Annotated in this window: 21 protein-coding genes and 1 riboswitch; of the genes, 16 read left to right on the plus strand and 5 right to left on the minus strand. The window is 65.7% G+C overall.

The window, feature by feature from the left end; all coding sequences use genetic code 11:
• Nucleotides 1–14 precede the first annotated feature (14 nt).
• Nucleotides 15–3755, plus strand: a complete 3741-nt coding sequence (locus GTA51_RS11095) for an AsmA family protein (RefSeq protein WP_160961093.1) — start codon at nt 15–17, stop codon at nt 3753–3755.
• Nucleotides 3756–4045: 290 nt separating this feature from the next.
• Nucleotides 4046–5887 (plus strand): CgeB family protein, encoded by a 1842-nt coding sequence (locus GTA51_RS11100; protein WP_160961095.1) that lies wholly within the window; start codon nt 4046–4048, stop codon nt 5885–5887.
• Nucleotides 5888–5925: 38 nt separating this feature from the next.
• On the opposite strand, the gene GTA51_RS11105 is transcribed toward GTA51_RS11100, so the two are convergent.
• On the minus strand, nt 5926–6624 hold the full coding sequence (locus tag GTA51_RS11105) for a LysM peptidoglycan-binding domain-containing protein (protein ID WP_160961096.1): 699 nt from the start codon (nt 6622–6624) through the stop codon (nt 5926–5928).
• A gap of 138 nt (nt 6625–6762) precedes the next feature.
• Here GTA51_RS11105 and GTA51_RS11110 point away from each other — a divergent pair, with 138 nt between their 5' ends.
• Entirely contained in the window at nt 6763–8418 is a 1656-nt protein-coding gene (locus tag GTA51_RS11110) for a glycosyltransferase family 2 protein (protein ID WP_160961098.1), read from the plus strand.
• On the opposite strand, the gene GTA51_RS11115 is transcribed toward GTA51_RS11110, so the two are convergent.
• On the minus strand, nt 8415–9293 hold the full coding sequence (locus GTA51_RS11115) for a M23 family metallopeptidase (RefSeq protein WP_160961100.1): 879 nt from the start codon (nt 9291–9293) through the stop codon (nt 8415–8417). The genes GTA51_RS11110 and GTA51_RS11115 overlap by 4 nt on opposite strands.
• A gap of 196 nt (nt 9294–9489) precedes the next feature.
• Between GTA51_RS11115 and GTA51_RS11120 the strand changes: the two genes are divergently transcribed.
• From GTA51_RS11120 to GTA51_RS11130, 3 genes are all read left to right on the plus strand, one after another.
• On the plus strand, nt 9490–10395 hold the full coding sequence (locus GTA51_RS11120) for a chemotaxis protein (RefSeq protein ID WP_160961101.1): 906 nt from the start codon (nt 9490–9492) through the stop codon (nt 10393–10395).
• Between the two features lie 61 nt (nt 10396–10456).
• Entirely contained in the window at nt 10457–12997 is a 2541-nt protein-coding gene (locus GTA51_RS11125; RefSeq protein WP_160961103.1) for an ABC transporter ATP-binding protein/permease, read from the plus strand.
• Nucleotides 12963–13496, plus strand: a complete 534-nt coding sequence (locus GTA51_RS11130; RefSeq protein ID WP_160961104.1) for a cyclic nucleotide-binding domain-containing protein — start codon at nt 12963–12965, stop codon at nt 13494–13496. The genes GTA51_RS11125 and GTA51_RS11130 overlap by 35 nt, the downstream gene beginning before the upstream one ends.
• Nucleotides 13497–13649: 153 nt before the next feature.
• Here the strand turns inward: GTA51_RS11130 and GTA51_RS11135 are convergent, their stop codons facing one another.
• The 3 genes from GTA51_RS11135 to GTA51_RS11145 form a co-directional block, all read right to left on the minus strand.
• Nucleotides 13650–14498, minus strand: a complete 849-nt coding sequence (locus tag GTA51_RS11135; RefSeq protein ID WP_160961106.1) for a methyltransferase domain-containing protein — start codon at nt 14496–14498, stop codon at nt 13650–13652.
• A gap of 263 nt (nt 14499–14761) precedes the next feature.
• The gene (gene proB / locus GTA51_RS11140; protein WP_160961108.1) at nt 14762–15913 is read right to left on the minus strand and encodes a glutamate 5-kinase; all 1152 of its coding nucleotides are present in this window, start codon (nt 15911–15913) and stop codon (nt 14762–14764) included.
• 44 nt (nt 15914–15957) lie between these two features.
• Entirely contained in the window at nt 15958–16194 is a 237-nt protein-coding gene (locus GTA51_RS11145) for a hypothetical protein (protein WP_160961109.1), read from the minus strand.
• A 210-nt stretch (nt 16195–16404) separates the two neighbouring features.
• Between GTA51_RS11145 and GTA51_RS11150 the strand changes: the two genes are divergently transcribed.
• The 10 genes from GTA51_RS11150 (at nt 16405) to GTA51_RS11195 (ending at nt 26137) form a co-directional block, all read left to right on the plus strand.
• A complete protein-coding gene (locus tag GTA51_RS11150; RefSeq protein ID WP_160961111.1) occupies nt 16405–17136 on the plus strand; it encodes a 2-phosphosulfolactate phosphatase in 732 nt (243 codons plus the stop codon).
• Nucleotides 17137–17210: 74 nt separating this feature from the next.
• Nucleotides 17211–18194: an HD-GYP domain-containing protein gene (locus GTA51_RS11155; protein WP_160961113.1), complete on the plus strand. Its 984-nt coding sequence runs from the start codon at nt 17211–17213 to the stop codon at nt 18192–18194.
• 10 nt (nt 18195–18204) lie between these two features.
• Nucleotides 18205–18420, plus strand: a complete 216-nt coding sequence (locus tag GTA51_RS11160) for a dual CXXC motif small (seleno)protein (RefSeq protein WP_160961124.1) — start codon at nt 18205–18207, stop codon at nt 18418–18420.
• A gap of 247 nt (nt 18421–18667) precedes the next feature.
• Entirely contained in the window at nt 18668–18931 is a 264-nt protein-coding gene (locus tag GTA51_RS11165; protein ID WP_160961126.1) for a hypothetical protein, read from the plus strand.
• A gap of 218 nt (nt 18932–19149) precedes the next feature.
• On the plus strand, nt 19150–20373 hold the full coding sequence (locus GTA51_RS11170) for a calcium:cation antiporter family protein (RefSeq protein WP_160961127.1): 1224 nt from the start codon (nt 19150–19152) through the stop codon (nt 20371–20373).
• A gap of 87 nt (nt 20374–20460) precedes the next feature.
• A complete protein-coding gene (locus GTA51_RS11175; protein WP_160961129.1) occupies nt 20461–21189 on the plus strand; it encodes a trimeric intracellular cation channel family protein in 729 nt (242 codons plus the stop codon).
• Nucleotides 21190–21205: 16 nt separating this feature from the next.
• Nucleotides 21206–21844 carry an HAD family hydrolase gene (locus GTA51_RS11180; protein WP_160961131.1) on the plus strand — a complete coding sequence of 213 codons (639 nt, stop codon included), beginning with the start codon at nt 21206–21208 and terminating at the stop codon, nt 21842–21844.
• A 190-nt stretch (nt 21845–22034) separates the two neighbouring features.
• Nucleotides 22035–22400 carry a NifB/NifX family molybdenum-iron cluster-binding protein gene (locus GTA51_RS11185; RefSeq protein WP_160961132.1) on the plus strand — a complete coding sequence of 122 codons (366 nt, stop codon included), beginning with the start codon at nt 22035–22037 and terminating at the stop codon, nt 22398–22400.
• A gap of 288 nt (nt 22401–22688) precedes the next feature.
• Nucleotides 22689–22918: riboswitch (cobalamin riboswitch) on the plus strand.
• A 123-nt stretch (nt 22919–23041) separates the two neighbouring features.
• The gene (locus tag GTA51_RS11190; protein WP_211922535.1) at nt 23042–25237 is read left to right on the plus strand and encodes a ribonucleoside triphosphate reductase; all 2196 of its coding nucleotides are present in this window, start codon (nt 23042–23044) and stop codon (nt 25235–25237) included.
• Nucleotides 25238–25438: 201 nt separating this feature from the next.
• Nucleotides 25439–26137, plus strand: a complete 699-nt coding sequence (locus GTA51_RS11195) for an anaerobic ribonucleoside-triphosphate reductase activating protein (RefSeq protein ID WP_160961134.1) — start codon at nt 25439–25441, stop codon at nt 26135–26137.
• Nucleotides 26138–26359: the final 222 nt, after the last annotated feature.

Below are 26359 nucleotides of genomic sequence, written 5' to 3' on the forward strand. Positions count from 1 at the left end.
CTATCCCTACACCTATGCCGACGCCACCACCCGACGCCGCCCCGGCCCCACGCCGGTCCCGCCTGCCGCGACTGGCCGCCCTCCTGCTCGGGCTGGTCATCATCCTGGCCGTGGCCCTGCCCCTGGCCGCCCGGCAGATCATCGGCCCGACCCGGCTCAAGGCCCTCACCGAACAGGCCCTCACTGACGCCCTGGGCCGGCAGGTGACGGTTTCCGGCGGCGTATCCATCACGCTGACTCCCTGGCTCGGGCTGGCCATGGGACCGGTGAGCGTGGCCAATGCCCCGGGTTTTGACGACGAGCCCATGCTGACCGCCGGCCGGCTGGAAATGACCATTCGGATGCTGCCGCTCTTGGCCAAGGTGGTTTCGCCGGGTTCGGTGCGGGTCAACGATCTGGTCGTGCAGCTGGTCCGGACCGCCGACGGACGCACCAACTGGGGCGATCTCACTGCCCTCCAGGATTCGACCACCGGCTCGGGCTGGACCGTGGCCCCGCAACCCCGGGACATCCGTCTGGAAAACATTGCCGCACGCCTCACCGACGCGACCACCGGCCGGACCCTGGCCGTCACTGGCGCGCGCCTGCGCACCGGCCTTGGTCAGCCGTTTGCTTTTTCCGCCAGCTTTACCGCCGCCGGGGTGCTGCCGGACACCTCCCTGGAGTGCCATCTCCAAGGCCAGGCCTCCTTCGACGCCGCAACCGGACGCCTGGGGCTGCACCGGACCACGGTCGAATCCGGGCTGGTGACGAACACCCCGCTGCGGCCCGGCGGCGCAACCCCGGCCCGGCTGGTGTCGCGGTTTTTCCTCGACTACGACCCGGCCGGAGCCGTGCTGACGCTCACCGACATCGACTCCCGGGCACCGGGCCTGCGCCTGACCGGCCGGGCCACGGTGGCCGATCTGCCCGATGCACCGAAGCTCCAGTCCGAATTGGCCCTGTCCGCCGACATGGCCGGCAACTGGCTGGATATGCTGGGCCTTGTGCGCCCGGATACGCCGGAAAGCCTCGTGGCCCCGCCCGATGCCGGAAACCCGCGCCCATCCAGCCTCCCGGCCTCGGCCAGCCTGCGCCCGGCCCCGCCGGAACCGGGACAGGCCACGGCCGCCGTAACGGTCACGGCCGACGCCGCCGGCTGCACCCTTGAGCGCCTGGATCTGCGGCTGCCCGAAGGAACCGTGCAGGCCACGGGCCGGGCGACCTTTGGCGACGCGCCGACCATCGTTGCCGCTGTCACCGCCGCAGACATCCCCTTTGCCCGCCTGCCGCGACCGGTGGGGAACGGCGGCTGGGCCGCGCCCGGAGCGTGGCTTTTTAAGCCAACGCTCGACGTGCAGGCCGTCCTGCACCGGTGCAGCCTGGGCGGGCTCGTCATCGCCGAAGCCGCCGCCAGCCTGCGCGGTGCGGGCGGGTTGGTGCGGCTCTATCCCGCTACGGCCACCCTGCCCGGCGGGAGTGTGGCCAGCCTGGACGCCCGGCTGACCGCCCCAGGCGGCCAGGACGGCGGCCCGGACTGCGACATCACTGCTGCGGTGGAGCCGGCCGGGGCCACGCTGCGTTTTTCCGGCCGCCTGGACGCCACCGGAGCCGCCGGCACCGTGTCCCTGGCCAGTCCCGACCCTGGCGCGGCCGCCAAGGCGCTGGGGCTGCCCGGCCTGCCCCCGGGGTTGGCGACCCAGGCCAAGGGGCAGGTCACCTGGCTGCCCGGCCCCCCCGGCAAATGGGCCGTGACTGGCCTTGAGGCCAAGGTCGCCGAGACCGTCCTTCGCGGCCAGCTCGGCTACAACACGCTCCAGCCGGCCGGCCTGTCCTTTGATCTGAGCGCCGACAGCCTGGACTTCGACCGCTTCCCGCCAACGCCGCCAGCCCCCGAGCCGCAAACCGCAAGCGCTGGAACGCCCCAGGCTCGCGGCCGGCTGCGCCTGGACCAGATCGCCGGGCGCGGCCTGGAGGTCCGAAACGCTGTCCTGGAATTGACCCTTGGCCACGGAAACATGGCCGCCGTCATCGACGCTGCCGAGCTTTTCGGCGGCAAACTGACCGGCACGGTGGAACGCCAGAACGCCGGCCGGCTGACGGCCGCCCTGCAACTGGCCGGGGCCGAGGCGAGCAAGCTCTTTGCCAAAACCGGCCTGCCCCTGGCCGGCCCGGTCACGGCCAAGGCGAGCCTGGAGGCCGGCGGCGCGGCTACGGGCCGGCTCGGGAACGTGGCCGCCAGCCTGGAGGCCGAATCCTCCCAGCTTTTCCTGACCCGAAACGGGAAGCGGTTGCCCGTGGCTGCGCCCAAGGCCATCCTGACCGTCAAAGGCCTGGACAACGCCGACGGCTTTGACGGCGACGCCGTCCTGACCCTGGCCACAGCCGGGGCCGACGGCGGCGTGGGAACCTTTGGCCTGCGCGATATCCGGCTCAATCTGGCCGCGCCGGTTTCGCTGGACCTTGCCGGCCGGCTCAAAGACGCCCTGCAAGGCAAGCTCGACGCCACAGCCCTGCTCCGGCCCTCGGGCACCACCCGGGATATCCGCCTCAGCCTGTCCGGGCCGGTCAGCGCCGACCCGGCCGGCGGCTTTTCAGTCGGGGATCTGGCCTGCAATCTCGGCGGCGCGCTGGCCACGGCCAAAATCTGGCGCAAGGCCGGCGACACCGCGCCGACCCAGTTCAGCCTGGATTGCGCCAACCTCCAGCCCCGCCAGGTGCTGCCGGCCTGGGGCGTGGCCCTGCCGGCCGACACGCCGGCCGACAAGCTGGCCAAGGCTTCGCTCACCGCCTCGGGAACCGTCGATGACAAGGCCATCGCCATCCAAAAGCTGGCCGCCAGCCTGGACGACACCCATGTCACCGGCCATGGCGTCATGGACCGCTACGACCCCACGCGCGGCAAATGGGAACTGTCCGTGGACAGCCTGGACCTCGACGCCTATGCCCCGCAAAAACCGGCCGCCGCACCACCTGCCGTCGCCGCCGCCGAGCGCCGCAAACCGCTTGATTTCAAGACGCTTCGCGAGATGGCCCTGGAGGCCAAAATCCATTTTGGCTGGCTCAAAAAAGGCAACGTGACCTTTGACGCCAGCAACGCCACATTTCTGGCCAAAAACGGCCTTTTTACCTTCCGCCAGGAATCGTCGCACTTTTACAGCGGCCGTCTCTTCACCGAAGTGCGCGGCGACGTCCGGGACACGGCACTCAAGACCGTCATCGAACTCAAACTCGAAGGCATCGAGATCGCCCGGTTCCTCAAGGACTGGGCCGAGGGCGACACCCTGGCCTCGGGAACCGGCACCTTCGTCGTGGCCGCGCGCACCAGCGGGGCCAATGAAGAAGAACTGCGCGGCAATCTGGCCGGCAACGGCAGCCTGCAAGTCACCCGGGGCGAACTCAAAGTTCGCGACAACGACCACAAAACCGGGGGGCAACCCAGCGAGGAACGCATCCCTTTCGATATTTTCTCATCCACCTGGACGGCCCGGGGCGGCGTGGCCCACAGCGACGACTTTCGCATCGAAAGCCCGCGCATGCTGGTGGCCGGCAAAGGACAGGTGGATCTGCGCGAGGAGACGATAAACCTGTCGCTGACGGCCTCCCTCACTGGCGGTGGGCAAGTGCCGGCCACCATCATCGGTCCCCTCGACGGCCCCAAACTCACTATCGATCGCAGCCGCATCATCGGCGATATGCTCTATCGGGTGCTCCAAGGCATCGTCAGCATCCCCGGCAAAGCCGTCACCCGCATTCTGCAACTGCCGTTGCAGTAAGGGGAGTGGGCGAAGAGAGAAGACAGAAGGCAGAAGACAGAAGAGGCCTCCGGCGGCCGGGGGGATGATCCCCCCGGACCCCCCAACTGGAGAAGTTTATTAAGGGGGTTGCGGCGCGGGTTGGTGCTGCGGTCGGCTCAAGACTGAGGCAGCCGGAGGAGGCGTTTAATGCGAGTCACCGTTGCTGCGGCGACCAATTGAAACAGGCTTATTGAGAAAAAAAGTGGTTTTCTCGATGTTGCTTTGAAAACTGCACTGAAACTTTCCAGCACACGATGAGGCCCTGCTTCATGCCAACGCCGCCCTGCCCTGAGTACGCCGCCACGGCCATCCTGGCCCCGGATGGGTCCGTGGCCGACGTGCGCCTGGAGGTTGCCGGCAAGGTCCGCCATCTGGCCGGCCGGGGCGGGGCGGCGGCCGAGGCCGGCAAGGCCCTGGCCGCCGTGGCGGCCTGTGAGGGCGTGGCGACCGAGGCCGGGGTGGCCGACAGGACCGGTTTCGCCGGGAGGGCTGGCCACGCCGACAGGAAAGACGCGGGGGGCACTGGCGTCGCCAGTCCGCACCCGGCTCCCCGGGCCGAGGGGACTGGCGCAGGCCAGCCGTGCCTGCCGGTCTTTGTGGGGGCGGGCCTTGGTGCCGGCATCGAGGCCGTGCGCCAGGCCGGCTTCGCCCCGGTTTTCGTCCTGGACCGGGAAACGGCCCTTGAGGCGGCGACAAACGTGCGGGCGCGCTTTGCCAACGACCCGGACGTGCGCTTTTGCGACGCTCCCGACCCGCTGGCCGCTGCCGCCGTGGTGGCCGACGCCGCCCGGGCAGCCGGCTTTGCCAAACTGTGCGTCATCGCCCACCCGGCCTACCCGCGCCTGGACCCGGGCTGGTACGGGCCGGCCACGGCCGGGCTTACCCGCTACGAAACCCTACGCCGCAGCATCGGCTACCGCCGCTTCACCACCGCCAAGCCCCGCGTGCTGCTCCTGTGGCGGCCGTACTTTCTCTATGCGGAAATTGAAGCGGCGCTGACCCGGCTGGAGGTGCCCTTTTTGCGCCTGGACATGGGGCAGGGCCAGCGCGGCCAAACCGCGACGATTGAAGCGCTGCTGGCCGCCGTGGCCGCCTTTCGCCCGGATTTTGCCCTGACCGTCAACCACCTGGGCCTGGACCGCGACGGCCGTCTGACCGGCCTTTTGGCCGAACTCGGCCTGCCGCTGGCCTCCTGGTTTGTGGACAGCCCGCGGCTGGTGCTCCACGATTACGCCGGTTTGGCCTCCCCGGGGCTGATGCTTTTTTCCTACGACGCCGACACCGTGGCCGAGATGCAGGAACTGGGCTTTTCCCAGGTGTCCTGGCTGCCCCTGGCCACGGACCCGGACCGGTTTACGCCCGGCCCGCCGGTTGCCGGCCACCGCTGGCGCACCGAGGCGTCCTTTGTGGGCGCGTCCATGGCGTCCCAGGCGGCCGAGGCCCTGGCCAGACTGGCCCATAGCCCGGCCCTGGCGGCAGCTTTGCCCGAGGCAGCGGCCGGCTTTGCCGCCGCGCCGGAAAAAAGCGCCCGGCGCTTCCTGCTGGCCCACGCTGTCTGCGGCCCGGCCTATGCCGCCCTGGCTTCCCCGGAAGAAAAACTCGCGGCCGAGCTGGCCCTGACCTGGGAGGCCACCCGGCGCAGCCGTCAGGCCTGTGTGGCCGGGCTGTTGCCGTTTGCCCCGATCATTGCCGGGGACGCGGCCTGGGATGGCGTATTTCCCGGCGTCGGGCGCGACTGGCGGCGCATCCCCCCCCTGGCCTATTACGACGAACTGCCCCACTTCTACCGGCAAAGCGATATCAGCCTCAACACCACCAGCCAGCAGATGAAGGGGGCGGTCAACCAGCGGGTCTTTGACGTGCCGGCCTGCGGCGGCTTTGTCCTCACCGACGCCCGGGAGCAACTCGGCCGGCTTTTCGATCTGGGGCGCGAGACGGCCGTTTACAGCCATCCCGGCGAAATCGGGGACATGGTGCGCCACTATCTGGCCCACCCGGCCGAGCGAACGCGCCTGAGCCAGGCAGCCCGCCAGCGCATCCTGGCCGAGCATACCTATGTGCGGCGACTGGCCGAACTGCTGTCGGCCATGCAAAAGGCCTTCGGCGGGTAGCCGAAGGCCTTGGCAAAAGACGTGGTGGCACGCCCCGGTCAGGGGGCCGGGATGGTCAGGGACTTTCCGGCGGCGAGTTTGCGCGGATCGGTGATGCCGTTGGCGTCCATGAGACGCTTTTCACTGAGGCCATGCAGCTTGGCAATGGACGCCAGGGTGTCGCCGGGTTGGACGAGGTAGCTGCCGGGCCCGGCGGCAACGACAGCCCCCGATTTGGCTGACTTGGCCGGGCGGCCGGCCGGGGCGGCCTGTTCTGCCTCCGGTGCCGGCTTGGCCGACTTGGCCGGGTCGGTCAACGTGCGGCCGGCCGGTCCGGGCAGATCGCCGCCGGGTGTCGTCGGCGTGGCCGGCTCGGCCTTGGGCGCGGCAAGCGGCACGGCCATGCCCGGGGGGGGCGGCGGCAGGGCGTCGGTGGCGGCACGCAGGCGCCCAGCGTAACTGGGCTTGTCCTGACGATCCCAGAGTTCGTTGTAACTGACGGCGTAGCGGGCGTAGGCGTCCTGGTACACGATAAAGGCCGGGTCGGCCTTGTCGTGGCTGGCCCCGGCTTTGATCCAGGCGGCGTGTGCCTCGTTCACCTGCCGCCAGGTGATTTCGGCGTCCTTGCGTACCAGATCGTTGGAGACGTATTGCACATTGCGCTCCTGCTGGTCGTACTTGCTGCACCCTGGAGCGAGCGCCACAGCCAGCCCGATCAGCAGGACGGCCAGGAGAAGCCCGGATTTTCCTCGGAACATGGGAATCCTCATAGGCCACGCCACCTTTTCGCTGCGGCGCGGCATGATATTGTGCTGGGAAGTGGTCGTTACATGCCCTGTAACGCGGCTCCCGTCAAATTACGAAACGTCCAGACCGTCAGACCGCAGGTTGGAGACATGACCCGACAAACACCCCTGACACTCCATCCCGGTCCGGCCAGCCTGCGGGAAATATTACCGTTGTGGGCGTTTGGCCTGGAAGGCCCCTGGCTGTGCCGCCATCTGGCCACCCGGCTGGCTGCCCTGGCCGTGGCCCGGCCGAAGTTTTCGGGTATTGCCGCCCGGCTGGCTGCCTGGAATTTCGAGCGCGTCCCCCTTGATCCGGTCTTTGCCGCCGACGCCCGCACCGCCGGGCGCGTGCTGGCCGACGCCCCGGCCCGCCGGGCCATGCTGCGCGAACTCGGCCGCCGCCTGCGCCGCCCCAACCAGCCCGAAGCCTTCGCCGCCCTGGCCGAGACCCCGGACGCCTCCCCGGCCACGGCCTTCCTGCGCCGGGCCATGGACGATCCCGGGGAGGGTCTTTACTGGTGCGGCCGGGCCTTTGCCTTTGCCCTGGCCCGGGGACTGGCCGATCTGGCCCGGGAAGTCGTCGGGCGCCTGGGGCGCGATCCACTTTTGGCCCCTGCCGGGGCGCGTCTGGCGGCCGAGGCCGCCCTGGCCTGGGACGGACCCCACGAGGCCCTGGCCGCCCTGGCCCAGGTGGACGCGGCCTGTTTTCCCCGCTTTGGCGCGCTGGCTACGGCCCAACTCCTCGGGCAACTCGGCCAGACCGACGACGCCCTGCGCCTGCTCGCAACACTGTGGCGCACCGAAAACTGGCATCCCGACCTGACCCAGCGCCTGCACGCCCTGCTCTGCCCGCCGCCGGCCGTGGACCTGGACAGGCTGCCCGGCCGGCTCCACGTCTTTCTCTACACCTGGAACCGTTCGGGGTTGCTCCAAAAAACCTTGCGCAGTCTGGCCGCAAGCCGCTTGGGGCCGGCCCGGGTCACGGTGCTGGACAACGGGAGCAGCGACGACACCGCTGCCGTGTGCCAGGCCATGGCCGGGCGGTTTGGCCCGGACCGGCTGCGCAGCATCCGCCTGCCGGTCAACGTGGGCGCGCCGGCCGCCCGCAACTGGCTGGCCCGCACCGCCGGCCTCGGTCCCAACGATCTGGCCGCCTACGTGGACGACGACGTGACCCTGCCGCCGCACTGGCTGGAAACGCTGGCCGCAGCCCTTTTGGCCGACGCCGACGCCGATGTGGCCGGGGCGCGCATCCTGGCCGCTGCTTCTGGAGCCGCCCGGGTGGTCCAGGCCGCCGATGTGCGCCTGCTGCCCCCTGACGCGGCGCATACCGTGCGTCCACTGGTCAATTACGGTCCGGGGCCGGATCTGGGTCTTTTGGCCAGCCACCGGCCGTGCCCCTCGGTGTCGGGCTGCTGCCATCTTTTGCGCAGCCGGGCGCTGACTGGCGGCGCGCCGTTTGATATCCGCTTTTCGCCCAGCCAGTTCGACGATCTGGCCCGGGATTTAAGCAATTTTATCGGCGGTCGCCGGGCCGTCTATGCCGGCACCCTGGCCGTGGCCCATCACCAGCACGCCGGCCCGGGACAAGCCCGCAGCCAGGCCGCCGTGGGCCAGCTCCTCGGGGCCAGGACCAAACTCGACGGACTTTTTTCCCGGGACGAAATGGAAGTCGCGGCCGCGCGCGACCTGGATACCGCCTGGACGACTTTGGAAACGGCCTGGACCGCCGTGCGCCTGCGGCTGGGCACGGACGCGGCCTAATCAAGCATATACTGCCGGGGATTGACCGGCGTGTCGCCGGCATGCACCTCGTAGTGCAGATGGGCTCCGGTGGTGCGCCCGGAATTGCCGGACTGGGCGATGATCTGGCCGCGTTTGACCTGCTGGCCGGGCTTGACCTCGGCCTTTTTGAGGTGGGCGTAGACGGTTTCCAGGCCATAATCGTGGCTGATAACCACGCGCAGGCCATACCCGCTCATCGTGTCGGCCTCGATGACCCGGCCGGCCCCGGCGGCAAAGACCGGACTGCCGATGGGGGCCTTTATATCCACGCCGTTGTGGAAATCGCCGCCCCGGCCAAAAGGCGACGGCCGGGCACCAAACCCGGAGGTGATAAATCCCCGCACCGGCCACAGGCTGGGCTTGGCCAGAAATTCCAGTTTGCGCGCAAACAGGCTGCGGGCCAGATCCTGCTGGGCCACTTCCGCAACAGCCAGCCTGCGGCCAAGGCCGTCGAGAAAATCAAACAGCCGCCGCCCCAGGTCGCCGTCCAACGCCGTTGCCGGCAGGCGGGGAGCGGTTGCCCCACCCGGAACGTCCGTCGCGGCCGGGCTGTCGAGCATGACGCCGAGCTTGGTATTAAATGAGGTGATGCGGCCGGTTTCTTCGGTTAAAAGCCGCACCCGGTCGCGCAGGCGCAGGGCCGCCGCCTTCTGCCCGGCCAATTCCCCCAACGCCGCCTGACGCCGCAAGGCCAGTTCCTCGTAGCCGGACTGAAAACGCCACAGCCACGCCCCGCCGGAAGCCAGAACAGCCAGCACCCCCAGCGGCAACAGGAACATCCAGCGGCGATAGACGAAAAGCCGTCGGATGCCACCTGGACCGTGGACGAATATTTCGAGTTCGCGTTCAAGCATGGGGGGTCCGGGCGTTCGTCGGCTGGACCGGCAGGTCTGCCAGCCCTTGCCTTGGCTATAAGATGCCAAACGCCCCTGTCAACTGTCCGCGCCTGACCCGTCAAAGACGTGAACGCATTTACACCACCCCGCGACTCGTTTACTGTCACACAGTTCTTTTCTGTAAACCCTCTGCCGTAAAGCCCCGGGAGCCCCTATGGCCCAGTCGGAAATCCTGCTCGAAGCCGGGACCAACGAGCTCGAGATCATCGAATTTTTCATCGACGAAGGCCCTGAGCGGGGGCTGACCTCCTACGGCGTCAATGTGGCCAAGGTCCTCGAAGTCATCGAGTCCCCGGGGCTGGTTCCCATCCCGGGTGCCCCGCATCCGTGTTTCATGGGCACGATCCCCTTGCGCGAATTGGTGCTGCCGGTGCTGGATCTGGCCGTCTGGCTGGGGCTGCCCCGGGTGCGCCGCCCCCACGAGATCATCCTGGTGACGCGGTTTAACAGCCGCACCACCGGCTTTCTGGCCTCAGGCGTCACCAACATCCATCGCTTCCACTGGCGCGACGTGGAACCGCCCCACCGCTCCATCACCAGTCTGCCCAGCAACTCCATCACCGGCCTCGTGCGCCAGGAAGGCCGCTTTATTTTGCTGCTGGATCTGGAAAAAATCATCTTCGAACTCGACACCCCCCTGGACGGGGATACGCCGCCGCCCTCAACCAGACGCTTAAGCGCCCTGGTGGTGGAGGATTCCGGCGTCATGCGCCACATGATCCGTGAACGCCTGGAGGCCGCCAATTTCGAGGTGTCCCTGGCCGGCAACGGCCAGCAGGCCCTGGATGCCCTGCTTGCGTCCGGGCAAAAGCAGCCCGACATCGTCATTTCCGACATTGAGATGCCACTCCTGGACGGCTATACCCTGACCCGGCGCATCCGCGAGACCCCGGCCCTGGCCAATCTGCCGGTGGTGCTGTTCTCGTCGCTGATTACCGACGAACTGCGCCACAAGGGCCAATCCGTCGGAGCCGACGCCCAGATTTCCAAACCCCAGTTCGGCGATCTGGCCCGCATGGCCATGGAACTTATCGAAAAACGCCGAGGCCCGGCCGACTGATTGCCTTTGCCGACAGTTCGCGGCAACATGCCCCCAATTCATTGAAAAGGCGGACCGCCGCATGAAGCTTCGTCCCGACATCCCCGACGCCCTCTACAAACGGTCCCTGTTTTCCTGGGTCTGGACCAGCAATTTAAAACTCCAGGGCATCCTGCTCATCATCATTGTGGTCACCGTGGCCGTGCGCGTCCTGCCGCTGGAGATGCAGAAAAAAATCATCAACGAGGCCATCGCCCTTAAACGCGTCGATCTGCTGCTCACCTACTGCGGCTATTATCTGGCCTGCGTGGTGTCGGCCTCGGGCTTAAAACTGGCCATCAACGCCCTGCAAAACTACATCGGCCAGGAGTCCCTGACCGATCTGCGCAAGCAGCTTTACGCCCACATCCTAAAGCTCCCCATGTCGTTTTTCCGCCAGGCCTCGCCCGGCATGGTGGTGACCTCGCTGGTGACCGAGGTGGCCAACACCGGCGAATTTGTGGGCCAGGCCATTGCCGTGCCGGTCACCAATCTGCTCACACTGCTCGCCTTTGCCGCCTATCTCTTCTATCTCAATCCGCTGATGGCCGTGATCAGCATGGCGCTCTATCCCATTGCCATCATCGTCATCCCGGCCCTGCAAAAGCGGGCCAACGCCGCCAACAAGCAGCGCGTGGACACCGGGCGCAAACTCTCGACCCTGATCGGCGAAACCATTTCCGGCATCCACGAAATCCATGGCAACGCCAGCTTCCGCCTGGAAAACGACCGTTTCGGCGTCATGGCCGACAAGCTTTTCAAAGTCCGGGTGATCTGGAACCTGTACAAGTTCGCCATCAAGGTTTCCAACAACTTCTTTCAAAATCTCGGCCCCTTCGTGCTCTTTCTCGTGGGCGGCTATCTGGCCATCAACGGCCGTTTCGACCTTGGTGCCCTGGTGGCCTTTCTCTCGGCCAACGAAAAGCTCTACGACCCCTGGAAGGAACTGATGGATTTTTATCAGACCTACCAGGATGCTTCGGTCAGCTACGAACGGATTATGGAATACTTCCAAGGCGATCCCGAATTTACGGCCGAGCCGGCCGATCCCCGGCCGGCCCTGGCCCTGACCGGCGCGCTTGCGGCCAAGGATCTGGTGCTGGAGGTGCCGGGCGGCATCCAGCTCCTCAAAGGTGTGTCCTTGGACATCGCACCCGGCGAACTGGTGGCCCTGGTCGGCTTTTCCGGCTCAGGCAAGTCCACCCTGGCCCTTTGTCTGTGCCAGATTCTCAAATACAACGCCGGCAAGGCCACCTTTGACGGCAATGATATCGACGCCCTGCCCAAATCCGACATTGCCGACAACATGGGCATCGTTTCCCAGCATCCGTTTATTTTCGAAGGTTCCATCAAGGACAATCTGCTCTATTCCATAAACGCCCGACGTGCGGCCCACAATCTCACCGGCGACGACCAGTTGCCAAGTTTGGACGAGATCATCGCCGTGGTGCAGCAGGTGGGCCTTTTCGCCGATATCCTGCGCTTTGCGCTCAATTCGGTCTTTAAGGAAGGGCGCAAGGAGAATCTGGTTAAAAAAGTGGTGCGGGTGCGCGAGGCCTACCACGCCGGACACGCCGAATCCCTGGCCGACTGGGTCGAATTTTTCGACCCCACCCAATACCTCTACTACAGCACCGTGGCGGAAAACATCATCTTCGGCACCCCGGGCCGCGACGATCTGACCCCGGAAAACCTGCCGGCCAATCCGTTCTTCGTCAGCTTCCTCCACGACGCGGGCTTGAAAATGCTGCTGGTCCAGACCGGCGCGGAACTGACCGCCCGCACCGTGGACATCTTAAAAGACGTGCCCTCCCCTGATTCCACCTTTTTTGAGCAAACGCCCATCACCATGGACGAATTCGACACCTACCGGGAACTGGCCGGTCGCCTTGGCCGGGTGCGGCTGCACAAGCTCTCCCCGGAGGACGAACGCCTGCTGCTGACCCTGGCCCTGCGCTTTACCCCGGGCCGGCACACCATCGTCGGCCTGTCCCACATCCTGGAAGGCCTGCTCCTCCAGGGTCGGGCCATGTTTGCCGAGCGCGTGACCGCCGACATGCCCGGAGCCGTGACGTTTTTCAGGCGTGACGACTATCTCTATTCCATGACCGTCATGGACAACATTCTCTTTGGGCGGCTCAAAACCACCAGCCCGAAATTCATCGACCAGATTCAAAAGACCATTGTCAGCCTGCTCATCGAAGAGGACATGCTGGAGCGGGTCTTGGAAATCGGCCTGGACTTCCAGGTCGGGTCCATGGGTGACCGCCTCTCGGGCGGCCAGCGGCAAAAGGTGGCCCTGGCCCGGGCGTTTCTCAAGGAACCGCCGGTCCTTATTCTCGATGAGGCCACGGCGGCCCTGGACAACGCGTCCCAGACCCGCATCCAGAATCTGCTGGAGAACAAATGGCGGGGCCGTTCCACGGTCATTGCCGTGGTGCATCGCCTGGACACCATCAAAAATTACGACAAGGTGGCGGTCATGAAGGCCGGCCGCATCGTCGAGGTCGGTTCGTATACCGCCCTCATGGAAAAAAAGGGGATGCTCTATGAGCTCGTCTACGGGACTGCGGGAAGGGCTTAGCGGCAAGGCGTGCGGGTTTAACGACCACCTGGAGATCCTGCGCGAACTGCCGATCTTTAACGGCGTCCCGCTGGATGTGGTCAAGGTGTTGGCCTATCTGTCCTCGGTGGAGTCATTTGCCGCCGGCGAGGCGCTTTGCGAACAGGGCGACCCCCTGGAGCGCTGCGTGTACGTGCTGTGCGGCGACGTGGAGATCGTGCGCCACGCCGGGGAGTGCGCCAACATCATGCTGACGCGCGGGAGTGGCTATTTCTTCGGCGGCCTGGGCCTACTCGCCGCAGCCAAGGCGCTTTATACCGTGCGCGCCGTGACGCCAACCCAGTGCCTGACCCTTGGCAAGGAAAAATTCCTCAAGACGGCCCAGCGCTTCCCGGACATCCTGCCCAAAATCCTCGGCAACGTGGTGGAACACGTCTTTCGCTGGGAAGAGGCCTTTTTGACCGCCCACGCCGAAGAGTGCGCCAGCCGGGGCGGCGAGATGGGACTGAGCCTGTTTTAAAGGGCCAGCCGAGAGCTGGCCGGGCAGACCGCAAACCGCCGCCGGAAATCCGGACCGGCATCATGAAAGGCGGCGCTAATCGCTTCACATCCTGAAGCGATTAGCGCTCTTAATCGCTTCACTCCAGCCCGCCTCCACCGCTTTGCCGCCCTCTCAGGCCGGCTTCTCCGTCACGAACACCACGGAATTGTAGCGCAAAAACCCCGCCTTTTCGCCGGCTTGCCAGGCTTTGACATAAAGCTCGTGCAGATCGCCCTCGATGATGCCCGGCATCTCGGACGGCTTGTAAAAGGCCACGTGGCTGGCCACAATGGTCGGTTGCCCCCGGTGGGTGAGCAATTTGGGCAGATCGTCGCCGAAATCCGTCACCACCAGGGAGCCGCCCTGGCGCACCGGATCGCCGTGGTGCACCGGCGGCAGCACGTCGCGCCGGCCTCCCTTGTCGTAGCGGACCCGCACGGTGGTGGCGTGCCCTTCGTGCATGGGCACGGTAAAGATATGGCGGCCGCCCGGGGCCAGCACGCGCCACACCTCGTCAAAGGCCTGCCAGGGGTCGGCCACATGCTCCAAAATGTCCTGGGTGACGATCAGATCGAAGGCGGCGTCGGCAAAGCTCAAGCTTTCCAAATCCTCACAGCGAAGCCCGGCCTGGGAGCAGGTTCCCGGTTGGGCCAGTTCAGGCACGTATTCCGAACTCACATAGCCCGGCAGGCAGCGCAATTTGTCATGCAGCGGTCCGGCGGCCTGGGCCTCGAACACCCGCCAGCCGGCCATGGGCACCAGCGCCTCGGGCAGATGCCGCACGCCGGTTCCAACTGCCATCTGGGCCAGCACCCGGGCCACGTCGCGGGTGCGCCGACTGGCCTGGCACGCGGAACAGCGCGTTTCGCGCAGGCTGAATCCCGGCTTGATCGGCGCAAAGACGGCCTTTTTGCCGCACACCGCACACTGGCCGTCGGTCTCGAACACATCCCATTCCCGGCATTTGGCCTCGGCTTCCACGTCCGTCCCTCCTGGCCGCGCCCGGGCCGACCTTATTTTTTTGCCTCCGGCGGCCAAAGGGGTGGCCCCTTTGGAATCCCTCCTGGAAGGCAAGGGCTTACAGGGGCTGTCCGGTCCACAACCGACCACAGTACCAGCCAGCACCGATACCCCTTAAAAAACTTTCCCCAGTCAGGGAGGGTCCGGGAGGGGGTTACCCCCTCCCGGCCGCCGGAGGCATCTTCTGCCTTCTCTTCTCCGCTTCTCCCGCTCCCGACGCGACGCTAAATCGCCGGATCGAGCAGCAGGTTGTCGCGGTGCACGGCTTCGGCGTAGGCGGCTTCGCCGAGCACCTGGGCGATGCGGGAGCTTTTAAGCCCCATGATTTTGCGCACATCGGCGGCGGCGTAGTTGGAAAGCCCAACGCCAATGACCTCGCCGGCAACCGTCGCCACCCGGACCATGGCCGCCACCGGAAAATCGCCGGCAACATCCACGATGCCGGCCGGCAGCAGGCTTTTGCCGCCGTCGCGCAGCGCCCGCACCGCCCCGTCGTCTATGGTCAGCGTGCCTTGGGGGTCGTGGTGGTAGGCCAGCCAGAACTTGCGCCGGGGGATGGGCTTGCAGCCCGACAGCACAAAGGTGCCCAGGGCTTCGCCGGCCAGGGCGCGGGTGAGCGCCCCTTCTTCGCGCCCGGCGAGAATCAGCGTCGGCACACCCAGCTGGGCCACCCGCCGGGCCGAGAGCAGCTTGGAATACATGCCGCCGGTGCCAAGGGTGGTCTTGGCCCCGCACAGGGCGTCCAGGTCGAGCTCGCCGATGTTGTCGATGCACTCCATGGGCGCGGCGGCCGGGTTGTCGTCGGGGTTCCCGGCGAAAACGCCCCGGGCCGAGGTCAGATTGACGAAGAGTTCCGCGCCGATTGTGCCGACCAGCAGGCCGGCCAGACAGTCGTTATCGCCGTAGACCAGTTCGGCAATGGCCACGCAGTCGTTTTCGTTGACCACCGGCACGGCCCCGAGATCGAAAAGCGTGGCCAGGGCGTTGCGCAGATTGAGATAGCGCTCGCGGTTGTCCAGGTCGTCCCGGGTTAAAAGCACCTGGGCGGCAATGCGGCCGTGGCGGGCGAACTCCTGATCGTAGGCGTGCATGATGCGGCTTTGCCCGATGGCCGAAGCGGCCTGCCGATGGGGCAGAAAGGTCGGATCGTAGCGTTCGCCCAAAACGGCCCGGCCGGCGGCCACGGCCCCGCTGGAGACCAGCAGCACCTGATAGCCGGCTGCGGCCAATTCGGAAATCTGGCGGGCCAGGGAGGCGATGACGGCCGGGTTGATGCCGTCCGGTCCGGCCAGCACGGCGCTGCCGACCTTGACGACCACCCGGCGGGCCTGGGACATGACTTGCTGACGTTTTTCGCGCCAGTCGCACTGGGCCATCGGCCCTCCTCCTCGCCTTGCGGCGTTTTATTGCGAGAATCCGGTCAGGCGGTCTCGTCGGCTATGGCCCCGCGCGGGTGCTCCGCCGGGCTGGCCGCAGGACTGACGGCAACCCTGGCCACAATGCCGTCTGGACCGCTCAGCGCCCCATGGCGAACGGCAAAGCCGGCATCGGCAACCGTTGCGTCGGCTGCCGTTTCCTTGATCACCCGGTCAAGCCAGGGCTTGTACTCGGGGATGACCGGCAAAAGCGGCGGCGACTGTTCGGGCGCGTTGGCCATGGGACGACTCCCGACCGATACGGGTTTGTATGTCCCAAGAGAATACAACCTCGCCTCCCCGGCGGCAAGGCGGGTGTCGCCAGCGTCGCGCAGACCGGGAGCATGGCCGGGTGGGGCAGAGCTGCCGCCGCTACACCGCGATCCGGCGGGGAGGGCGGCTTTTCAAACCGGCCCGGCGCTGGTACTGACACAGGCAGCGGAGGATATGTCGTGCGCATCAAGATGTTGGAACTGCTTTCCGGCGCAGCCCAGGCGACCGGCACGGCTGTGGTCATTGACGTGTTTCGGGCCTGCTCTGTGGCCTGCTACGCCTTTGCCGGCGGGGTGGCGCGCATTTTGCCCGTGGACAGCGTTGAAGAGGCGCTGGCCCTGAAAGCCGCGCATCCCGAGTATCTGCTGGCCGGGGAACGCCAGTGTCTCAAACCCGAAGGCTTTGATTTCGGCAACTCGCCAAGCGAAGTGGCGGCCGCCGATCTGGCCGGCCGCACCCTGGTCCATACCACCAGCGCCGGCACCCGGGGCCTGGTGGCCGCCATGGGCAGCGCCGAGCGGGTGCTGACCTGTTCCTTTGCCAACATGTCGGCCACGGCCGCCGCCCTTGCGGCCGCCGCGCCGGCCGAAATTTCCATTGTAGCCATGGGCAAGGCCGGGCTGCATTCCGCCCCGGAAGACCGTATGTGCGCCATGTTTCTGGCCAATCTGCTCCAGGATGTGCCCAACGCCTTTCAAGTCATCCCGGAGTTTTTGCGAAAAACGGCCAGCGCCGAGATCTTTTTCGGGGACACCGCCATTGTCCCGCAGGCCGATTTCGGACTCTGCCTGACCCTTGACGCCTTTGATTTCTTTTTGGAGGCCACCCGCGACCCCAAGGGGCGCCTGACCCTCCTGCGGCACGATGCCCCAACACCTTCGCCCCAGGCGGCTGTATCGTCCCCAGCCTGACCGGGACCAGACGAGAGCGTTTCATGCGGCCCAGAGGCGGGCCGCGACCGGACAGCTATCAAGGAGCGGACGGCATGTTAAGCAAGGGCACGGCCCCGATTCAGGAAGACCAGTATTTCGCCATTTCGCCGTTGATGATTTTTCCCAAAGCCTTCGGGCGCTTTCGGGTCTACATCCGTCAGGCCGGACGGTTTGTGCTCTATGCCGCCGAAAACGAGCAGTTCACGCCGCGCCATCGGCAAAAGCTCCATGACGCCGGGGTGACCGAGGTCTATATCCGGGGCGAGCAACGGCCCGATTTCGACCGCTACATCGAAAAGAACTTGCCGGAAATCCTCATCGACACGGCCATCCCGGCACCGCAACGGGCCAAAGTGCTCTACATTGCGGCCGAAGCCGTGGTGCGCGACGTCTTTGAGACCAAGCTCCCCCGGGGCATCGGCAAACGCGAGTATACCCGCATAACCACCCTGGTGGAAAAATCTTTACAGTTTTTGGCCTCCAACGAGTCGTTGCGGTGTCTGGCCGCTTTGGCCTCCCACGATTACTCCGTGCAAACCCACAGCATGCAGGTGTTCGTCTACACCGCCGCCATCCTGCAAGCCGCCAAGGCCGACGAGTACGTCCAGGTCCAGGCCGGCATCGGTGCCCTGCTGCACGATATCGGCAAGGCCCGCATCCCCACCGCGATTCTGTCCAAACCCGGCCCGCTGACCCCGGAGGAACGGTGTGTTATAAACACCCATCCGGCCAAGGGCATGGCCCTGTGCCAGGACGTCGAACTGACGCCCACAGCCAGCCAGTGCATCCTCATGCACCATGAGCGCATGGACGGCTCGGGCTATCCGGGCGGCCTGTCCGGGGCGCTGATCCCGGATCATGTGCGCGCCCTGTGCGTGGCCGACGTCTACGACGCCCTGACCAGCGCGCGCCCCTACGCGCCGGCCATGCCGGCGTTTCAGGCCCTGCGGCTCATGCGCGAGGAGATGACCCACCATTTCGATCTCGACGCCTACAAGCGGCTGGTGCTCATTTTAAGCGACGCCAAAATGGTATAAGGAGTTTGCAATGGCCTTTTTTTCGCGCCTGCGGTTCGAGCCGACCACGGCCAAAAAGCTGGTCTGCCCGACCTGCAACGGACCGCTCACCTACGACCGCACCTGCCTGGCCGTGATGCTCACCTGCCAGGGCTGCGGTGCCAGCTTCGATCCGGCCCGCTTCGTGGCCGAACTCGATGAGGATTTCGACGAAGCCTACGCCAACGTGCCGCTCAACCGGATGTAGACGGCGCAGCGAAGAAAAGAAGATGCGAAGAAGAGAAGCATAAAGAGTGCCTCCGGCGGCTGGGGGGGATAATCCCCCCCAGACCCCCTTGAAGGGAGGGTTTTTTTCAAGGCACCCCTGGCGTCGGCCGGCAATAAGGGGACGAGTGGACGGCGCGCCAGCTCCACTTGCCCCGTCAGGGAGGGTCCGGGAGGGGGTTACCCCCTCCCGGCCGCCGGAGGCATCCTATTTCATAGGGAGAAATACTATGGCAGCGGGCGTTTGGGACGGCATCGACAAGGAACGCGTGGCCAAGGCCATGGTCACGGCCTATTTGAGCGACGAATATCTGGAAGCATTGGCGGCGATCAACAACGCCGAGACCCTGGCCGAACTGGTTGCGGCCCGGGAACAAATCAAAGAGCTTATGGCTTTGTGGCGCGAGGAAGCGCCGGAATACGCCTTTGTCATCGACGCACTCTATCTCTTTTCGGACAAGATCCAGCTGCAACTGACAGGGGAGACGGAGTGATCAGCAGCGAGCGCGACAGTTGACAGCCCCCGCCCCAGCGACTACCTTTATCTCTCCCAAAGGGGAGTAGCTGTTTCGGATCAGGGTCAACATCACTGCGGCGCGTCTGCCGCCTGGCCCTGTCGTCGGTTCCTTGGAACCGGCCAGCGAGACCTTTGGCATGCTTCTGCGCGTGCCAAGGTCTTTTTTTTTGGCCGCGACAACCCCCAGGAGACCTCATGAAAAAACTGCTTCCCCTGTATCTGGCCCTGGCCGCCACCCTGCCCGGCCTGGCTTGCTTTCTCTTCTCCGTCCATCCCTCGCCACCTGCCACCGCCGCCCTGGCCGGTCTGGCCATTCTCGGAGCCTCCTTTTTGCTCCTGTGGGCCTGCGATGTGGCCCAGACCGACATCCCGCAAGCCCTGGCCCTGGCCGTGGTGGCGCTTATCGCCGTTTTGCCGGAATACGCCGTGGACATGTATTTCACCTGGATGGCCGGCCAGCAGCCTGACTCCAACTACGCCCACTACGCCATCGCCAACATGACCGGGGCCAATCGCCTGCTCATCGGCGTGGCCTGGACCCTGGTCGCCTTCCTGGTCTGGTGGCGCACCCGCAAACCCGTCATCCTGGAGGGCGAACGCCGCACCGAGGTGCTCTTCCTCGGTCTGGCCACGGCCTACGCCATCTCCATCCCGCTGTCCGGGTCGCTGACCTGGGTGGACGGCGTGGTGCTTATGAGCCTCTACGTCGTCTATATCGTCATCGCCGCCCGGCGCGAGTGTGAAGAGCCGGAACTGGAAGGCGTGGCCTGCGTCATCGGTACCCTGCCCAAGGGGCTGCGCCGCCTGTCCACGTTGGGTCTGTTTCTCTTTGCCGCCGCCGTCATCGTGGCCAATGCCGAGGCCTTTAGCGAAGGGCTGGTCGCCACGGGCCGGATTTTCGGGGTCAATGAATTCCTGCTGGTGCAGTGGCTGGCCCCCATCGCCTCGGAAGCCCCGGAAGTCATCGTGGCCGTCATGTTTGCCCTGCGCGGCATGGGCGGCATGGCTCTTGGCAGCCTCATCTCCTCCAAGCTCAACCAGTGGACGCTGCTTGTCGGCATGATCCCGGCCGTCTACGGCGTGTCTTCGGGCAGCTTCAGCGTGCCCATTCCCTTGGACGGCGTGCAGATGCACGAAATCATGCTCACCGCCGCCCAGTCGCTTTTGGCTGTCGGCCTGCTGGCCGGCCTGCGCCTGGATATTCGCGGCGCGTTGCTGCTGTTCGGCCTGTTTCTCGGCCAGTTCCTGGCCCCGGCCGTACCGGAAAGTGTGTGGGCGCTGTTGCCGGGCCATCTCTCCGGCAGCCAGGTCCATTTCTTTTTCAGCTTCCTCTACGTCGGCCTTTTCATCATCATGCTGCCGCGCATCGGGCCGCAACTCGTGGCCCTTATCCGCCCGCACCGCCGCGCCGCCTCTTGACGCCAGGGAGCCCCGGCCCTACAAACCGCCCCCGCCCCGGGAAATCACCCCGGGGCGGATCGCCTGCCGCCAAGGAGGTCCGCCGCCATGGACCAGGGTTTTGAACTCCCCCTTTACCTGGATCTCTTCGCCGTCTTTTTGATGGCCGCCACCGGGGCCATTGAGGCCATCCGCCGGAAATTCGACCTCGTGGGCCTCCTTGGCCTGTCCCTGGCCACCGGCCTGGGCGGGGCGCTCATTCGCGACGGCATCTTCCTGCAATCCGGCGTTCCGGCTGTGGTGCGAAACCCGCAGTACCTGTACGCCGTGGCCGGCGCGGCCCTGGCCTGCCTGGTTTTCGGCCGCCGGGCGCTGCTCTCCGAACGGCTGGTGGCCCTGGTCGATGCCGCAGCACTTGGGGCCTATGCCGTGGTCGGCATGGAAAAGTCCCTGGCTTTCGGCCTGGATTTCGCGGCAGCCGTGCTGGTCGGCACGGTCAACGCCTGCGGCGGCGGCATCCTGCGCGACGTGCTCATGCGTGAGGAGCCCATGGTCTTTCGGCCGGGGCAGTTTTACGGTCTGGCCGCCCTGCTCGGCTGCCTGACCTACCCCTTTTTACGCCAAAGCCTGGGACTTCCCCCGCTGTCGGCCGCCCTTGGCACCATCCTTTTCACATTTTGCCTGCGCGTTCTCGCCATCACGCGCAACTGGCGCACGGCCCCGGTGCGCGACACGGGCCTGTTTCGCCGCCGCCGCCCGTCCGTCCACGTCTTGACGGCCCGGGGCAAAACGGGTCTACCCAAGGCAGGCTCGCCCCCAGGCGGCCACGACCTCTAGCAAGGGGAATTAAGCCGTGACCCGTCCCATCTCCACGCTTTTTTGCGATGTCGGCGGCGTCCTTTTGACCAACGGCTGGGACCGTCAAGCCCGGGCCGAGGCCGCCCGCGTCTTTCATCTGGACGCCGCCGAAACCGACGAACGCCACCACCTGACCTTCGACGCTTACGAGGAAGGCAAGCTCTCTCTGGACGATTATCTCGACCGCACGGTCTTTTACGTGCCGCGCTCCTTTACCAAAGACGCCTTCCGCGACTTCATGCTGTCGCGCTCCAAACCCCTGCCCGAGATGTTTGGCTATGTGCGCGATTTAAAAGCCCGCCACGGCATAAAGATCGTCATCGTCAACAACGAGGGCCGCGAACTCAACCAATACCGCATCAAGGCCTTTGGCCTGGGCTGTTTCGTGGACGCCTTTGTCTCTTCCTGCTTTGTCCACATGCGCAAACCCGACGCCGATATCTTCCGGGTGGCCCTGGACATCGCCCAGACCGATCCGGCCGACGCCGCCTATATTGATGACCGGGCCATGTTCGTGGACGTGGCAGCCACCCTGGGCATCCGGGGCGTGGTCCACCGCGACGCGGCCACCACGGCCAGGGAACTTATGGCCCACGGCGGCTTTGCCGCCTCCTGCCCGGGCGGCCTCGGCTGAGCCTGCGGGGCGACGCGCCGGGGCCGGGTATCGGGGTGAGGAGTCGGGGCGGCGCGCCGGGGGCGGTGGAGCCAGGGCGACATGGCGGCCGGCGGGATATCGGGGCGGGGGTTCCAAGGCCGGCCTCTTTCCGGTACGGTGCGGGGGTAAATCAAACGGAGAGCCTACGGCCTCTCCAAGGAGTCGGTGCATGACCAAGATCGCCATTCCCTCCCGCGACGGCCAGGTGGACGAACACTTCGGCCATTGCGGCTATTTTACCGTGCTGACCATTGGCCCGGACAAGACCGTGACGGCCGAAGAGACCTTTGCCCCGCCGGCGGAATGCGGCTGCAAGTCCAATCTGGTCAACGATCTGCTCGGCATGGGCGTGACCACGCTCATTGCCGGCAACATGGGCCAGGGCGCGGCCAACAAGCTGCGCCAGGCCGGCATGACGGTCATTCGCGGTGCCGCCGGCCCGGTCCATGAGGCTGCTGCGGCCTATCTGGCCGGCAATCTGGCCGACCGCGACGAACTGTGCATGGCCCACGGCCACAACTGCCTCGACGACTAGTTGGCCGGCGCAGCGCGCCAACCACTGCCTTGATTGCCTGGGAGCCATGGAAGCATGGCTCCCTTTTTTGAGTTGTCTGGCCGCCGCCTTTGGCATCGAACCGGAACAGTTGCGGCTGTAATTTCTTACACTCCCGGCACACTTCCAGACACATTAAAAATCCCCATAAAACCAGCACGTTGCCCGTAAATGCGTCAGCCGGGATTCTCCTCAAACCGTTCCTAATTCCTCCAAACCACCTTGATCCCACTTCTTTTTGCCGCAGTTGACACAAGACGCGCATGCTCCCATATAACACGAAGCGTTGGTGTCCGCCCCCGACAGCCCGTCGGGCGGCGGAACCGAAAGAGGGAATACCGGTGCGAGTCCGGAACTGCCCCGCAGCGGTGAGCGAAAACGAACCCCGCAACAAAGCACTGGACGCGCGGCGTCCGGGAAGCGACGGGTAGTAGATACGCGGCCCGCATACGGCCGAAATGTTCGCCAGTCCGAAGACCTGCCAACGCCCGTCGGGACCAATCCGACGTCAGTCCAGGGAGCCTCGAGGGAGGGTTGCCCGGTCCAGCCAGGACGCCGCGCGCGTTTTTTGGCTGCCGTTGCCCTTCCCACTATCGCTAATGGTCTCGCCAGGGAGAACTCGCATGTCCGAGCCGATGGAACACGGCAATTTGGCCCTTTATCCCGATTCCGACCCCACCGCCAAGGCCGCCGCCGCCACTCCGGCCGAGCAGCCCGCCGTTGCCGCCGTGCCGTCGCGCATCCGCAAACGCCACGGGGAAATCGTCGCCTTCGACGCCGACAAAATCCTCTCCGCCATGCGCCGCGCCGGTGCAGTCACCGGCGAATTCGGCGACGACGAAGCCTGGCTGTTAACCGCCCAGGCCGTCAAAGTCCTCTCCCACCGCTTTGTGGGCCAGATCCCGGATATCGAGCGCATCCAGGACATCGTGGAGCAAGTGCTCGTCTCGGCCAACCACTTCCGCACCATGCGCGCCTATTCCGTCTACCGCGAACAGCGCGCCCGGCTTCGCGAAGACAAAAAAACCGTGGTGGACGTGGCCGCCTCCATCAACGAATACCTCGACCGCCAGGATTGGCGCGTCTCGGCCAACGCCAACCAGGGCTATTCACTCGGCGGCCTGATCCTGAACGTCTCGGGCAAAGTGGTGGCCAACTACTGGCTTTCCCACGTCTATCCGCCCGAAGTCGGCGCTGCCCACCGCGACGGCGATGTCCATATCCACGACCTCGACATGCTGTGCGGCTACTGCGCCGGCTGGTCGTTGCGCATGCTGTTGACCGAAGGCTTAAACGGCGTGCCCGGCAAGGTCGAAGCCAAACCGCCCAAACACCTCTCCAGCGCCGTGGGCCAGATCGTCAATTTTCTCGGCACGCTGCAAAACGAATGGGCCGGTGCCCAGGCCTTTTCCTCCTTTGACACCTACATGGCCCCGTTTATCCGCAAGGACAATCTGGGCTATGACGAAGTGCGCCAGTGCATCCAGGAACTGATCTACAACCTGAATGTGCCGTCGCGCTGGGGCACCCAGACGCCCTTTACCAACCTGACCTTCGACTGGACCTGCCCTGAGGATCTGGCCAAGGATCATCCCCTCATCGGCGGCGTAGAGATGCCGTTCACCTACGGCGAACTGCAAGTCGAAATGGACATGATCAACCGGGCCTACATCGAAGTTATGACCGCCGGCGACGCCAAGGGGCGCGTTTTCACCTTCCCCATTCCGACCTACAATATCACCAAGGATTTCCCCTGGCAGTCGCCCAATGTGGACATCCTGTTTGAAATGACGGCCAAATATGGGCTGCCCTACTTCCAGAATTTCCTCAATTCCGACCTCACCCCCAACATGGTGCGGTCCATGTGCTGCCGTTTGCAGCTCGATTTGCGCGAACTGCTCAAGCGCGGCAACGGCCTTTTCGGCAGCGCCGAACAGACCGGGTCCGTGGGCGTGGTCACCATCAACTGCGCCCGCCTGGGCTTCACCCATCGCGGCGACGAGGCCGGTCTGCTCGCCCGGCTCGACACCCTGCTCGACATCGCCCGCACCAGCCTGGAGATCAAACGCAAGGAGATCACCCGCCGCATGGACGCCGGGCTGTTCCCCTACACCAAGCGCTATCTGGGGTCGCTGCGCAACCACTTCTCGACCATCGGTGTCAACGGCATCAACGAAATGATCCGCAACTTCACCGGCGGCACCGAAGATATCACTTCGGCAAACGGCCACGCCATGGCCGTACGGCTGCTCGACCACGTGCGCGAACGCATGACCGAGTTCCAGGAAGAGACCGGCCACCTCTATAACCTCGAAGCAACGCCGGCCGAAGGCACCACCTACCGCTTCGCCCGCGAAGACAAAAAACGCTTCCCGGCCATCCTCCAGGCCGGTACGCCGGAAAAGCCGTATTATACGAACTCCTCCCAACTGCCGGTGGGTTTTACCGACGACCCCTTCGAGGCCCTTTCCCGCCAGGAGGAACTCCAGCGCAAATACACCGGCGGCACGGTGCTCCACCTCTACATGGGCGAACGCGTCACCAGCGCCGAAGCCTGCAAAAAGCTGGTCCAGCGCTCCCTGTCCGGCTTTGCCCTGCCCTACGTCACCGTGACGCCGACGTTTTCCATCTGCGACGTTCACGGCTACCTCGACGGTGAACACATCACCTGCCCGACCTGCGCCGCCGAAGGGCGCGAACAGGCCTGCGAAATCTGGACCCGCGTCATGGGCTACTACCGGCCCAAATCGGCCTTTAACGTCGGCAAACAGGGCGAATACGACGACCGGGTGTGCTTTAGCGAACCAGTTGCGATGTAAGAAGAACGGAAGGCGAAGAGGCCTCCGGCGGCCGGGGGCCTGAGGCCCCCGGACCCCCCATCGAGAGAAGCTTTTCAAGGGTTTTACGCATAGGCCGGCATGGCGACGACACGGGGTCGTGCCATACCGGCCTTTTCTTTATCGGGACGGCGGTCTGCCGCCCACTTGCCCCCGGTCGCCGGGAACGCTAAGGGACGCCCCATGAACGGACTGATTATCGGCGGCGTAACGCCCCTTTCCACCCTCGATTTCCCCGACGCCCTGGCCGCTGTCGTCTATTGCCAGGGCTGCCCCTGGGGCTGCCCCTACTGCCACAACGAACCCTTGCGCGAAATAACCGACCAGGCCGAGCGCGACGGAGCCTCGGTGCTCACCTGGCTCAAAGGCCGACGGGGACTCCTGGACGCGGTCGTTTTCTCCGGCGGCGAACCCACCCTCCAGGACGGGCTTGGCCCCATGCTCGACGCCGTGCGCGCCCTGGGCTTCAAAGTCGGCCTGCATACCACCGGCATGTACCCCGACGCCCTGGCCGCAATCCTGCCGCTGTGCGACTGGGTGGGCCTCGACGTCAAAGCCCCCCGCGCCGCCTACGATCGCATCACCGGCGTGGCCCGCAGCGGCGAGGCGGCGTTTGCCAGCCTCACCCTGCTCCTGCAAAGCGGCGTGCCCTGCGAAACGCGCACCACCTGGCACCCGGGCCTTTTGACCGAAGCCGAACTGGCGGAACTGGCCGGCGAACTGGCCGCAGCCGACGCCGGACGCTGGGTCATCCAGGGCTTTCGTCCCGATGGCTGCACCGACACCACCCTCTCGGCCGCCGGACCAACCGTCTTTCCGCCCGATCTCATAGCCCGACTCCAAACCGCCGCCCCGCGCCTGACCATCACCGCGAGAGTGTAGGAGGGGGAAGGCAGAAGAGGCCTCCGGCGGCCGGGGGGATGATCCCCCCGGACCCCCATCGGGAAAAGTTTTTAAGGGGGTTGTGCTCGTCGCAACAGGCCCCTTTGTCCCTGGCAGGGAGGGGCCGGGAGGGACTCCCCCCTCCCGCCTCGCGGCAACGCCGTCCCCCTATAACCCCTTGCCTTCCAGGAGGGATTCCAAAGGGGCCACCCCTTTGGCCGC

Source organism: Solidesulfovibrio aerotolerans, assembly GCF_009856865.1.
In the GTDB taxonomy this organism is placed as follows: Bacteria; Desulfobacterota; Desulfovibrionia; order Desulfovibrionales; family Desulfovibrionaceae; genus Solidesulfovibrio; species Solidesulfovibrio aerotolerans.

Coding starts and splice junctions, on each gene's coding strand:
- GTA51_RS11095 (WP_160961093.1), top strand. CDS start 15: ATGCCGACGCCACCACCCGACGCCGCCCCGGCCCCACGCCGGTCCCGC.
- GTA51_RS11100 (WP_160961095.1), top strand. CDS start 4,046: ATGCCAACGCCGCCCTGCCCTGAGTACGCCGCCACGGCCATCCTGGCC.
- GTA51_RS11105 (WP_160961096.1), bottom strand. CDS start 6,624: ATGTTCCGAGGAAAATCCGGGCTTCTCCTGGCCGTCCTGCTGATCGGG.
- GTA51_RS11110 (WP_160961098.1), top strand. CDS start 6,763: ATGACCCGACAAACACCCCTGACACTCCATCCCGGTCCGGCCAGCCTG.
- GTA51_RS11115 (WP_160961100.1), bottom strand. CDS start 9,293: ATGCTTGAACGCGAACTCGAAATATTCGTCCACGGTCCAGGTGGCATC.
- GTA51_RS11120 (WP_160961101.1), top strand. CDS start 9,490: ATGGCCCAGTCGGAAATCCTGCTCGAAGCCGGGACCAACGAGCTCGAG.
- GTA51_RS11125 (WP_160961103.1), top strand. CDS start 10,457: ATGAAGCTTCGTCCCGACATCCCCGACGCCCTCTACAAACGGTCCCTG.
- GTA51_RS11130 (WP_160961104.1), top strand. CDS start 12,963: ATGAGCTCGTCTACGGGACTGCGGGAAGGGCTTAGCGGCAAGGCGTGC.
- proB (WP_160961108.1), bottom strand. CDS start 15,913: ATGGCCCAGTGCGACTGGCGCGAAAAACGTCAGCAAGTCATGTCCCAG.
- GTA51_RS11145 (WP_160961109.1), bottom strand. CDS start 16,194: ATGGCCAACGCGCCCGAACAGTCGCCGCCGCTTTTGCCGGTCATCCCC.
- GTA51_RS11155 (WP_160961113.1), top strand. CDS start 17,211: ATGTTAAGCAAGGGCACGGCCCCGATTCAGGAAGACCAGTATTTCGCC.
- GTA51_RS11160 (WP_160961124.1), top strand. CDS start 18,205: ATGGCCTTTTTTTCGCGCCTGCGGTTCGAGCCGACCACGGCCAAAAAG.
- GTA51_RS11165 (WP_160961126.1), top strand. CDS start 18,668: ATGGCAGCGGGCGTTTGGGACGGCATCGACAAGGAACGCGTGGCCAAG.
- GTA51_RS11170 (WP_160961127.1), top strand. CDS start 19,150: ATGAAAAAACTGCTTCCCCTGTATCTGGCCCTGGCCGCCACCCTGCCC.
- GTA51_RS11175 (WP_160961129.1), top strand. CDS start 20,461: ATGGACCAGGGTTTTGAACTCCCCCTTTACCTGGATCTCTTCGCCGTC.
- GTA51_RS11185 (WP_160961132.1), top strand. CDS start 22,035: ATGACCAAGATCGCCATTCCCTCCCGCGACGGCCAGGTGGACGAACAC.
- GTA51_RS11190 (WP_211922535.1), top strand. CDS start 23,042: ATGTCCGAGCCGATGGAACACGGCAATTTGGCCCTTTATCCCGATTCC.
- GTA51_RS11195 (WP_160961134.1), top strand. CDS start 25,439: ATGAACGGACTGATTATCGGCGGCGTAACGCCCCTTTCCACCCTCGAT.